This is a genomic window from Kaistella yonginensis, assembly GCF_030409525.1.
GTDB classification, from domain to species: Bacteria; Bacteroidota; Bacteroidia; order Flavobacteriales; family Weeksellaceae; genus Kaistella; species Kaistella yonginensis.
In genome coordinates this window covers 46,648-58,707 of record NZ_JAUFQB010000054.1, presented here as the reverse complement: position 1 = coordinate 58,707, position 12,060 = coordinate 46,648, and the positions used below count along the sequence as shown (strand labels likewise).

Annotated in this window: 10 protein-coding genes; 6 read left to right on the top strand and 4 right to left on the bottom strand. The window is 36.3% G+C overall.

Going from position 1 to position 12,060, the window contains the following annotated elements:
- Positions 1–258 precede the first annotated feature (258 nt).
- Positions 259–1,275 carry an asparaginase gene (locus QWY78_RS10990; RefSeq protein ID WP_290219747.1) on the bottom strand — a complete coding sequence of 339 codons (1,017 nt, stop codon included), beginning with the start codon at positions 1,273–1,275 and terminating at the stop codon, positions 259–261.
- Positions 1,276–1,741: 466 nt separating this feature from the next.
- Between QWY78_RS10990 and QWY78_RS10985 the strand changes: the two genes are divergently transcribed.
- Entirely contained in the window at positions 1,742–2,401 is a 660-nt protein-coding gene (locus QWY78_RS10985; protein ID WP_290219745.1) for a TrmH family RNA methyltransferase, read from the top strand.
- 401 nt (positions 2,402–2,802) lie between these two features.
- Here QWY78_RS10985 and QWY78_RS10980 read toward each other — a convergent pair whose 3' ends face one another.
- Entirely contained in the window at positions 2,803–3,507 is a 705-nt protein-coding gene (locus QWY78_RS10980) for an RsmE family RNA methyltransferase (RefSeq protein WP_290219742.1), read from the bottom strand.
- A gap of 28 nt (positions 3,508–3,535) precedes the next feature.
- On the bottom strand, positions 3,536–4,576 hold the full coding sequence (tsaD, locus tag QWY78_RS10975; RefSeq protein WP_290219740.1) for a tRNA (adenosine(37)-N6)-threonylcarbamoyltransferase complex transferase subunit TsaD: 1,041 nt from the start codon (positions 4,574–4,576) through the stop codon (positions 3,536–3,538).
- Positions 4,577–4,580: 4 nt separating this feature from the next.
- On the opposite strand from tsaD, the gene QWY78_RS10970 reads away from it, so the two are divergent.
- The 5 genes from QWY78_RS10970 to ric all read left to right on the top strand — a co-directional run bounded on the left by QWY78_RS10970 (position 4,581) and on the right by ric (position 11,695).
- Positions 4,581–9,365 carry a translocation/assembly module TamB domain-containing protein gene (locus tag QWY78_RS10970; RefSeq protein ID WP_290219738.1) on the top strand — a complete coding sequence of 1,595 codons (4,785 nt, stop codon included), beginning with the start codon at positions 4,581–4,583 and terminating at the stop codon, positions 9,363–9,365.
- Positions 9,366–9,495: 130 nt separating this feature from the next.
- Entirely contained in the window at positions 9,496–9,966 is a 471-nt protein-coding gene (locus QWY78_RS10965; RefSeq protein ID WP_290219736.1) for an Lrp/AsnC family transcriptional regulator, read from the top strand.
- A 69-nt stretch (positions 9,967–10,035) separates the two neighbouring features.
- A complete protein-coding gene (locus QWY78_RS10960; RefSeq protein ID WP_290219734.1) occupies positions 10,036–10,410 on the top strand; it encodes a hypothetical protein in 375 nt (124 codons plus the stop codon).
- Positions 10,411–10,421: 11 nt separating this feature from the next.
- Positions 10,422–10,853 carry an RrF2 family transcriptional regulator gene (locus QWY78_RS10955; protein ID WP_290219732.1) on the top strand — a complete coding sequence of 144 codons (432 nt, stop codon included), beginning with the start codon at positions 10,422–10,424 and terminating at the stop codon, positions 10,851–10,853.
- A gap of 128 nt (positions 10,854–10,981) precedes the next feature.
- Entirely contained in the window at positions 10,982–11,695 is a 714-nt protein-coding gene (gene ric, locus QWY78_RS10950) for an iron-sulfur cluster repair di-iron protein (RefSeq protein ID WP_290219730.1), read from the top strand.
- A gap of 123 nt (positions 11,696–11,818) precedes the next feature.
- Here ric and QWY78_RS10945 read toward each other — a convergent pair whose 3' ends face one another.
- Positions 11,819–12,028 carry a hypervirulence associated TUDOR domain-containing protein gene (locus QWY78_RS10945; RefSeq protein ID WP_290219727.1) on the bottom strand — a complete coding sequence of 70 codons (210 nt, stop codon included), beginning with the start codon at positions 12,026–12,028 and terminating at the stop codon, positions 11,819–11,821.
- Positions 12,029–12,060 lie beyond the last annotated feature (32 nt).

The window sequence follows — 12,060 nt, the reverse complement described above, 5'->3', positions numbered from 1 at the left end:
TTAAAAATAGTAAAAAAGTTATTTCCGAAAAATTTTTTTGAGCTTTAAGGGCTCAAAATTTTTCAGAATAACTTTTCAACTTACACAGTTAGTGGGACACTACCTCAATTTTCAAATTGATATCTTATCAAAAGAAATATATGTTTGAGCCACCTTAATTTTATTGTTTTTCTTTAAGTCCATAAAGTGCTGATTTCAGCACTTTATTGTATTATCTAAATACGCAATAATGGGTAAGCTTTACTTTTATTAATGAAATCAAATACTCACTTCCCCACAAATATTTTTCGCAAAATTTTCCGCGAAACTGCCTTCATAATTTGGGTTTCCTAGAAGATGCATCGCTTTGGTAATCGCAGTTTCTGCCGTACTATCATTCCCGCTTATGGCGCCAATTTCATTGAAAATATTAGAATTAGAATATTTCCCGAAACTTATTCCACCCGACACGCATTGTGAAATCACGACGATTTCAGTTCCGTTATTTCGCAAGGTTTGCAGGATTTTCTTAGTTTTCTCGGTGTTGAAAATAGTGCCTGAACCGAAAACCTGCAAGACCAGAACTTTTACCTGAGGAATTTCAGTAAAATGATTTAAATGCATGCCTGGGAAAATTCGCCAAAACAAAACATCTTGTGAAATATGAGGATCAACAGCAAATGGTTCATTGGTTTTTGAACGCCACAAAAAATCTTTCTCAATATTTAGGTGAACACCAGATTGTCCTAAAACAGGATAATTAGGAGTCTGATAGGCGTCAAAAAATTCAGCAGAATATTTTAAAGTTCGGTTTCCACGCAGCAATTTATATTCAAAATAAATGCAAACTTCTTGGATCACCGCTTCATTATTTTCATATAAACTTGCGTAATACAAGCTGGTTAACAAGTTTTCTTTCGCATCGGTTCGCAAATCACCAATTGGCAATTGAGAGCCGGTTAATATCACAGGTTTTCTTAAATTTTTCAACATAAAACTCAGTGCAGATGCGGTGTAAGACATCGTGTCAGTTCCATGCAGAATCAAAAAACCATCGTAGAGTTCATAGTTTTTTCCGATGTGATTGGCGATGAGTTTCCATTCCTTCGGTCCCATATCCGACGAATCAAGCGGCTTTTTAAACGGATAAACCGAAACCTCGCACTCGATCAATTTCATTTCCGGAATTTTCTGAAAGATATTTCCAAAGTCGAAGGCCATCAAACTGCCGGTTTCATAATCTTTTTCCATCCCGATCGTCCCACCGGTATAAATCAGAAGCACTTTTCTTTTCATAAGTCCAAAAATACAGTATTTCGCAGAATAACAAAAATTCCTTTTTGGGCGATTTTTTTAGATTTTTGCCTGGTCAAACGCCAGCTTCTAAAATCTAAAAAACCGGGCTCTCCGTTTCAATTCCTCGCCCTCGTCTAATACGAGGGCTGCGGGATTTCCACTGCGATCCCTATCGCGGGCGGTTGTATTCGAATCAAAAGAGAAAATCCCGAAAAACAGAAGAGGTTAAGTGCCTAACAATTTATCGCTCAACCTATAACTTGGTGACTTTTTGGCGCTCGCTTCGCTCGCGCCCCTGCTGCCACAAATGATTGAATCATGAATCAAAGAATTATACTATTTTATTTGTAGAAATTAAGAATCGTTTCTATGGTGTTTTCCTTAAAAAGAAGAATCGTATTATCAGCCCGTATTATTCGGGTATTTGCAGGCTATAAAACCTAAAATATTTCTTATTTTTGGCGGTATGAAAAACCAGAAAACCTTTGAATATCTGCAGCAATTTTTAACCGATGACCGATTAGAGAAAATCAATCATTTTGCGCCGGAAAGTTCCGATTTTATCTTGCCGGTGATCGAAGATGTTTTTCAGTTTCGCAATGCAGCTGCCATTGTGCGGTCGGTAGAAGCTTGCGGTTTTCATAAAATTGTAGCCATGGAAAGCGAGAATCAGTTCAATCCCAACTTACGTGTAACCAAAGGCGCAGAAACTTGGATGGAGGTGGAGCGGCTTCCGCACAACATCGATTCTTTAAAAAAAATAAAAAACCGAGGCTATAAAATGGTTGCGGTTTCCCCAGAAAAAAATGCAACGTTCCTTGCAGATTTTAAACTTACAGAACCCGTTGCTTTAATTTTCGGCACCGAAAAAGAAGGGGTTACGCCAGAAATCTTAGACTTCGCGGAGGAAACTCTGGCGATTCCGATGTATGGATTTACACGAAGTTTCAATGTTTCTGTCGCGGCGGCAATTTGTGTGTATGCGTTAAAACAAAAACTGATCAACTCGAATTTAGAGTATAAGCTTTCCGAAGAAAAATTGTGGGAAATGAAAGTTCGGTGGGCCGTGAATTCAATCAAAAGTGGGGAACAGATTTTGGCTAAGTATTTAAAGGATAACTCGTGAATCAGAAAGATGAAAAATTTATTGTTTTTACTTCTAATTTTTACTTCTTGTAAGAAACAAGACTCCGACATACAATTTATACATTTATACATAACAACAATAACGGCAATAAGTTGCGAAGAATTATTAAAGTCAAGTGAAATAAAAAAGTCGTTTTAACCAAAGAAGAAGACAGTGAATTGATAAAAATTTTCGCAGAATTAAAACCAGCAGATTACGATTGGAATGTTGATGCAAGAGTTTCTGGATTTTTGTATGAACAATCAACAAAATTGAATTTTTGCATGAGTACTACAATAATAGAAATAAATTCGAAAAAATACTTTGTCAACGATAAGTTACGAGATTATATCGTAAAAATAACGAAACCTTAATTTCAATACTGCGGTTAAAATTCATCATCAGCTCAACCCATAATTCCAAGCGGCTACGAAAACTCCGGCAGTTTCCGTTCTTAATCGTTGACTTCCGAGCGAAACTGCTTTCACACCTTTTTCCGCTAAAAGTGCAATTTCTTTATCCGAAAAATCTCCTTCCGGACCGATTAAAAAAGTAATTTTTTTAATGCGGTCATGCGTAGTTTGTTGAAGGTTTTTTAAATCAATTCTCACTAACTTTTCATTGCAATGAGCCACAAATGTTTCTTCTGGATTGATGTTTTTTATAAAATCAGAAAACTTAGTTAAATCATTAATGACAGGAAAGTGAAAACGCAAACTTTGTTTCGAAGCAGCAATACTTTGCTTTGTCAATTTCTCAATATTCAGATTTTTACGCTCCGTTTTTTCAGTTTGCAATAAGGTGATTTCTGCAATACCCATTTCCGTGGCTTTTTCAACAAAGAATTCAATACGGTCAATGTTTTTAGTAGGTGCAATTGCGATGTGAAGTTGGGTCGGAAAATGGGGCAAATTCTTTTTAATTTCCGTAAGATCTAGTGATACCCTTTTCCCTTCAAATACAAGTTTACCCAGGGCTAAATTTCCTTTTCCGTCCGTCACGAAAATTTCTTCACCAGAGCGCATTCGCAAAACTTTTACGATATGCGTTTGCTCTTCTTCATTAATTTTAACTTCAGGAAGTACTTCTCCAAAAAAAAGTTTCATAAATGTTTATTATCTATTCGTCTATATTCTAAATATCTTTTTTAAAACGCTCCTCAATATCATACCGGGCTGTGGCAGAAATCGATAAATCTGCAAATTCGCCGCGGTCAAATTTTAACTTCGCTACCATAGCGATCATGGCCGCATTATCGGTGGTGTACTCAAATTTGGGGATGTAAATATTCCAACCCAGTTTCTCTATATTTTTCTGCATGGCTTCCCGCAAACCACTATTGGCAGATACGCCGCCTGCAATAGCTACTTCCTTTATATTGAGTTCTTCGGCTGCTTTTTCTAATTTATCCATCAGGATTTCTACAATCGATTTTTGCACCGATGCACATAAATCATTCAGGTTTTCTTCAATGAAATTTGGATTTTTACGAACTTCTTTTTGAATAAAGTAGAGGACTGAAGTTTTAATTCCACTGAATGAATAATTGTAGTTTTCCATTCGTGGTTTATTGAATTTAAATGAATTTTCTACCGTATTTTTTGACAATTTATCAATGATTGGTCCTGCAGGATAATCTAGGCCGAAAATCTTACCAATTTTATCAAAAGCTTCACCCGCAGCATCATCGATGGTTTTTCCGATAATTTCCATATCGAAATAATCTTTCACCAAAACGATCATGGTATGTCCGCCCGAGACCGTTAAACATAAAAAAGGAAATTTTGGTGGTTGTGGATTGGCATCCTCGATGAAGTGTGCTAAAATATGGGCTTGAAGATGGTTTACTTCAATCAATGGCACCTTTAAACTCATCGCCAAAGACTTTGCAAAAGAAGTTCCGACCAATAAAGATCCTAAAAGACCAGGCCCTCTGGTAAAACCAATGGCAGAAATATCTTTTTTATGTATATTTGCTTTATTGACTGCTTTTTCAACAACAGGGATGATGTTTTGTTGATGCGCACGAGACGCTAATTCTGGAACCACACCACCATATTCAATGTGGATTTCCTGATTGGCAGCGATGTTGGACAAGATTATATTTCCTTTGATAACCGAAACTGACGTGTCGTCGCAAGAAGATTCTATCCCTAAAATTATTGAGTCACTCATAACAATGGCAAATTTAGAGAATAATAACGATAAAGAAAATAAAAAATCGATTGCAGAAAACATTGGTGATTCTGTGCAGAAAGGCGTAGAAAATGTTCAGGATTCTGTAAAAGAAACCGTGAAAGATGCGGCCAATTTGGCATCGGACGCTCTTAATCATTCCGTAGAAACCGCAAAAGAATTTGGCGAACAGGCGGCAAAAGATGTGACCAACTACAAATGGTGGGCAAAATTGTTGCTCGGTATATTTTGGACCGGCTTGTTTTTGTTTTTATCATTTATCATTATAGTAAGTCTACCAGCCACCAAAAACTGGGCAGCACAAAAGGTGATTTCTAAACTAAATGAGGATTTGAATTCCAAGATGTCTTTCGAAAGTGTGGATGTTAATTATTTTGGGGATATTCACATTCATAAAGTTGCCATAAAGGACCATAAGAATTTTCCCTTTTTAAAGGCCAAGGAATTATATGCCGATTCAAACTGGTTTTCCATCATCAGCAATTCCCGGAATTTACAATTTCAATCCTTGTCTTTAGATGAACTCGACCTAAAAGTAATTACCTACAAAGGCGATAGCATTTCAAATTTCATAAGATTTGTAGAGCTATTTGATACGCCAGCACCCACCGTAAAAAGGGAACCTTTTCAGTTGAAATCCAGAGTGTATATTTCCAATTCTAAAGTATCTATTATTAATCAAAACAGCGAAGGAGAAGAAGGAAAATGGCTGGATGCACAAAACGTAAATCTCGTTGTTCCCGAACTTAAAGTGATTGGGCCAGAAGTGTTCGCACAAATTAACAATATGCGTTTTACAACGGAAAGATGGGGTAAAAAACATTTTGTCGATACCTTTTCTACGGATTTTTCGCTGACCCACGATTTTTTATTACTTAAAGATTTAACCTTTAATACCGATCATTCCTTGCTTCAAGGCGATGTGAAATTTAATTTGAACGATGGTTCATGGCAGGATTTTACGAACAAAGTGCGGTGGGATTTGCAACTTCAGCAGGGAAGCCAAATCAGCGGGTATGATATCAGTTATTTTGTAACCGATTGGGATAATTATAAACCGATCAATATGTCGGGGAAAATTACAGGTCCCTTGAATAAATTTACAATGGAAGATTTCCTCATTAGAAATCCACAAGTTAATATCAAAACGAAATCGCTGAAAGTTTCCCGTATTTTAGAAGGCGATTTTCAGATCGAAACCAACACGCTTTCCACCGATTTTACCTATAAAGATTTAAAGGCAATGATGCCTACTTTCATTTCATCAAAAATGAAAAATTTTGCTGATGATTTTGGGAGAATTAAATTTGATGGCGCAGCAAGAGTTACTCCAAAACAGGTTTATGTTCCACAAGCAAAATTACTCACCGGAATTGGTCAAGCCAAGATTAATAATTTCTACCTGGAAGATTACAGTACCGATTTGCCAAAATACAGAGGTTTTGCCGAAGTCAATGATTTAAACACGACGGTCATTACAAAAAGCAAAGAAGTGGGTTTAATCAGCGGAAAATTTAATGTAGAAGGCAGAAGTTTTGATGTGAATACCATGGTTCTACGCACCAAGTCGCAGATTTCTAAAATTGAAATTACCGATAAAGTAATAAATAATGTTTATTTGGACGGAATTCTGGATCATAAAAAATATTCAGGAATTATCAATGTTAATGATGAGCAAGCCAAGGCAAATATAAAAGGACTTATCGATTTCAGCACCTCTAAACTTTTTGCAGATGTTCAAGCCAATGTAGATTATTTAAACATAAATTATTTTACCGGAACGAAGGGTACGCAAGCAGTCAATGGAGTGGTGGTTGGGAAAATTGCCATGACCAACATCAACGATTTGACTTTAGATGCTGATTTGCAAAATATCAATTTCGCCACTACAACACAGAAATTTCATATTCCGAATGCAAAGGTAAAAGCATTTTTTGAAAACGGAAATCGTATTGTTTCCGTAGATGCTCCTGGTGCTGTTAAAGGACAAATTGCAGGGAAATTTAATTTAGGTGACTTAGCCGGAATGGTAGAAAATGGGTTCGGAAAAATATTGGTTGGCCCGCCAGCCAGAACGTTTTATCGCGGTCAAAATTTCACTATGAATTTTGAGGTTAAACAAGATTTGGTCAATTACTTTCTGCCAGAACTTCATATCCCAAAAGGAGCTTTGGTTGATGGCTCTTTCGACGGGAATTCTAACAATTTAATTTTAAACGTTGATGCGGAAATGCTGAAGTATGTGATGACTAAAAAAGAAGACATCACCGAAGCTGATTTGGCACTCGCCAGAGCGAACCCAGCCTATAAAATTAACGAAAGAGATAAAATCACAAAGGACAGCGCGATGATCAATCAAGTGATGGTACGAATTAACACGGCCAACTTGCAGGAACAAATCTTCGCAAAAATCGATAGAATTGAATACAATCAAAATATTTTGAAAGATATTACGCTCAGTGGAAATAATGAAAACAATCAAGTCCTGCATATCGCGACCAATTTTAAACTCGGCTCACCAGAACAAGAAATAAAACAAGAGTTGAAAGAATATTCGATCAACCTTAACCAATCCACCAACAGCACTGGCGATTTCATTTTCCGTTTTGAACCTACGACCGTTACCTTTAATGAAGTTGCCTGGAGTGTAGATACCGATCCACTTTTAAATCATTCGATTACCTATCGAAAAAATTCGGCTGATTTTTTTATTGAAAATCTTAGGCTGTACTCCGATAAAAGTGAACTTTTTATAAAGGAATCGATTTTTAAATCGGCGAAAGATTTCTCGGCAGCAGGCGAAATTCGGAATGTTGATGTGGCCAAAGTATTTGCGCTCATCAAAAATAAAAATGATATGGATATCAAAGGAATTGCCAATGGTACCTTTGATATTAAAATGGATAAGAACAATCTCGAACCGCTTATCGATTTGAACATTACCGATATTTTTATGAATGGGCAGGTTTTAGGAAATATTGAGATTAGAACCAAAAACAGCCCTATTCCCAATGTGTTTGATGTTGATGTAAAAGTACTTTCAACGGGAATTTTGGGAGATAATAATCTACATTTAACAGGTACGATTAATAATAATACCGCTTCGCCGTCGCTGGATTTAATTGCGAAAATGAATGATTTTGATTTGGCTTTTGCACAACAGTTTGTAGAAGGTATTTTTTCTAATATGCGCGGTAAAGCCTCGGGAGATTTGCGAATTTCCGGACAGCTCAATGATATGGATTATAGCGGTGACATTGCCCTAAAAAAATTCGGTTTAAAGCTAGACTTTACCGGTGTTGATTATTCTTTTGATGATACCGTAGTTTCTTTATCCCGAGGTTTAGCGATTCTGAATGATATTGGTGTAAAAGATGGCAGAGCCAATTCTAGTGGTTCAATTTCCGGGGCAATCCAGTTTGAGACCTTGTCTTCTATGGGAGTCAACTTAGTCTTGCGTGCAAATAATTTACTCTTGCTCAACAACACGCAGAAGGATTCTGATTTATTTTGGGGAAGGGTGTATGGCAACGGAACCCTTTATGTTGATGGACCGGTTTCGGGTTTAAATATTTCGACACCCGAAATGAAAGCCTTGGCAAATTCCGTTTTTACCTTTAATTCTAACTCCACCTCGAATGTGGAAGAATTTAAAATGTTGCGGTTTTTGAAAAGAGATGAAAATGGAGGCGTAATCACAGAAGAGAAGAAGAAATCAAGCGCCAATATAAATGTTGATTTCAATTTGGAAGTTGATAAAGGAACCACCGTAAATGTATTGGTTGGTGATGATATCGGCGACATCAGTGTGCGCGGAATTTCAGAGCGGCTTCGATTTGTGATGAGCAGAACGGGAGCTATTGCAATGAATGGAAATTATATTGTAGAAAATGGAACCTTTGTCTCTACCGCAATTCTTAATCGAACTTTTCAGATTGCCAAAGGCAGCTCCATTCGTTGGGATGGCGATCCCATCGCGCCTCAGCTTAATATCAATGCAACTTATTTGCGTACGGTAACGAATGCAGGGCAATACCTTAACACCGCAAATCTGCCGCCGATTAATGTTTTGCTTTCTACCAGAATTACGCAAACCCTTAATAATCCAAAAATTGAGCTTGGCGTTTCTGCAGAAGATGTCTCTAGTAATATCAAGGAAACACTCGCTGAAAAAATGAGCAATGAAGATGAAAAAATCATTCAGTTTGGATCTATTCTGGTGTTGAACAGTTTTAATGTTAGTAATTCAGGTGGTTTTGATATTAACATCGGAAATTTTGCTGAAAGTTCGGGATACAATATATTATTCAAACAATTGGGATCGGTTTTAAATACCATTAGTAATGAATTTCAGGTCGATTTAAATTATCTAAAAGGTGATGCCGGATCGAATACAGGCGATCGCGCCAATGCCAGTGTGAGTTTTGCGTTGTCTCCAAGAGTTACCGTTAAAACCGGTTTAGGAATTCCTGTTTCTAAATCAGAAAACGCCGGAAGTGATTACCTTTCCGGAGAAGGAATTGTAGAATATGACTGGTCCAAAAATAATGATGGAACAAGATTATTGCGCGGATATTCTAAACCAACCAATATTGGATTGAATGGAACTGCCGCCGGAAATGCTGGTGCCAACCAAAGCTATGGAGTGGGAGTCGTGTACAGTAAAAGTTTCAATACCATTTTTAAAAGAAAGAAAAAGGATAAAAATGCAAAATCCAGCCCTGAAAAAATTAAAACAGATTCCGTTAAAAACGATACACTTAATTAAAGATATTTAAGTAAATGTTGAGGTTTTAGTTAAAATTTATTAATATTTCATATAATTTTCGTCTATTCATATTTTTTTGTAAATTTGCAAAAAATATAAGATACTATTATTAAATTTATAAATGATAAAAATGAACTATCAACTGGACGAAATAGATAAAAAAATTCTGGACTTTTTAGTTGAAAACACCAGAATGCCTTTTACAGAAATTGCAAAGCAAATGGACGTATCGGCCGGAACAATCCATGTACGGGTAAAAAAAATGGAAGATGCCGGGATTATCTTAGGTTCTTCACTCAACATTGATTACTCCAAATTAGACTATCACTTCACCGCTTTTATCGGGATTCTTTTGACCAAGTCAAATAGAACTCAGGAAGTTTTGAAGGAATTAACGGTTATTCCTAACGTAATTGAAGCAAGTGTTATCTCTGGAAAATATAATATTTTCTGTAAAATAAGAGCAAAAAATACCGAAGATGCCAAACGAATTATCTATCAAATTGATGATATTCAAGATGTAATGAGAACGGAAAGTATGATTTCTATGGAAGAATATATTTCAGATAAAAACAGATTGATCGACGCGGTTTCTATCTAAACACTGATTAATATCAACTATATTTAAAACTTTTGATTTCTTATCAAAAGTTTTTTTATTTTTACCACTATGAATGATAATTTTAAAGGAGAAAGCCCAGCGAAAGATTTCGGCTTTGTATTGTCCCTTGCCGCTTTGATGCTCTTTTCCTTAATGGGAGTGGGGATCGACTTTGATGAGTATACGCAACATCAGGAAATCAACATCCCGTTGGGATATTTTTATTTTATTTTCTTGGTTGATTTGGTAATGATCGTGTCCCTGATTTTTATCTTTTTTTACAAGAAGGTCGGCGCTTTTATTTTTCCACTTGCAGTTTTAAGCCACTTTCTGTCGCATAATTACTTTCTTACCACCTTTCTCTATACCGATGTGACCAATTTATTTTTATTTACCGGTGTGGGTTTATTGGCAATTATTCCAAAATGGCAATTTTTTAAATAATACAATTATAGATGTTTTCAAAAGCGTGCGAATATGCCATTAAAGCAACGATTTATATTGCACAACAAACCAATCAGGAACGGCGCGCAAATGTAAAAGAAGTGGCGAAATCAGTGAATGCTCCCGAAGCATTTACCGCAAAAATTTTGCAGCAACTATGTCGTGCAAATATTTTAGAATCTGTTCGCGGGAAACAGGGTGGTTTTGTCTTTCCTACAGCGACGCAAAAACAGATTAAAATTTATGATGTCGTAGAGTTAATCGATGGCGATGGACTTTTTACGAATTGTGGATTGGGTTTACACAAATGTTCCTCGGAAAATCCTTGTCCGGTGCATGATGATTTTAAAATCGTTCGAGATAATCTCGTCGCCATGACCCAGAAATTTTCCTTTTACGACTTAGCCCTCAAAACCGAGAATGGGCTGGTCTGGCTCAAATAATTTATATATTTTTTCCCTTTTTAAAAGCTTCTAATGAAGTCCGAAATATTTTATTAAATTTAAATAAGATAATTTTGTCCGAATTGAAATTTTGTGTACATTTGTACTCTAATATTAAATAAGACATCATGTTAACGAAAGAAAAAACGATCGGTGAGTTTGTAGCAGAGGATTTCAGAGCAGCACAAGTATTCCGCAAGTATAAAATCGATTTTTGTTGCAAAGGCAATAGAACGGTAGATGAAGCGTGTGAGAACAAAAAATATCAGGCAGAAGATATTTATAAAGAACTCGCCAACGTTTCCAATTTACAATCTGGCGAAATTGATTTTAATTCTTGGCCCTTGGATTTATTGACCGATTATATCGAGAAAACCCATCACCGTTATGTTGAGGAGAATTCTCCAGTACTCGTTCAATATTTGAATAAGCTTTGTAAAGTTCATGGCGAGAGACATCCTGAATTATTTGAAATCACCGAATTATTCACCGGAAGTGCACATGATTTAGCAGAGCATTTGCAAAAAGAAGAAACTGTTCTTTTCCCGTTTATCCGAAAAATGGTCGTGGCCAAGCAAAAAGGCGAAACCATAGAAACACCACATTTCGGCACCGTTGAAAGTCCGGTTACCATGATGAAAGATGAGCATACCGTAGAAGGCGATCGGTTTGTAAAGATTGCTGAATTAACCAATAATTATCAAATCCCTGCCGATGGTTGTGGTACCTATCAAGTAGCATTCAAAATGTTAGAAGATTTTGAAAATGATTTACACAAGCACATTCACTTAGAAAACAATATTCTTTTTCCAAAAGCGATTGAGCTGGAAAAAACGTTCTAAACTAAATTTCTGTTTTTTTTCCTGAGATCCACTTCATCTTAATGAGGTGGATTTCTCTTTTAAAAGCGATGAAAGTTTACAAAAACCAATTATTATTTTGTAGAATCTGCTTGAAGATTGAGCTTATATTTTGGTTAAAGCCGAACCTCTATGCGCAGCAATATGTTCGGTTTTGCTGCTTTTAATTTCGTACTGCGGCGCTTCTTCGGTTGCGTGATGGGTGTACCCTTTGTAATCGAAATCCTTGGTATGAACTTTAATAATCGTTCCCGAAACCTTTCCCGCTTCAGAATTCCAACTGACTTTGTCGCCGATTTTAAATTTGTTTGCCATGATTGAATTTTTCAGCACTTGGTCAAAGTTAA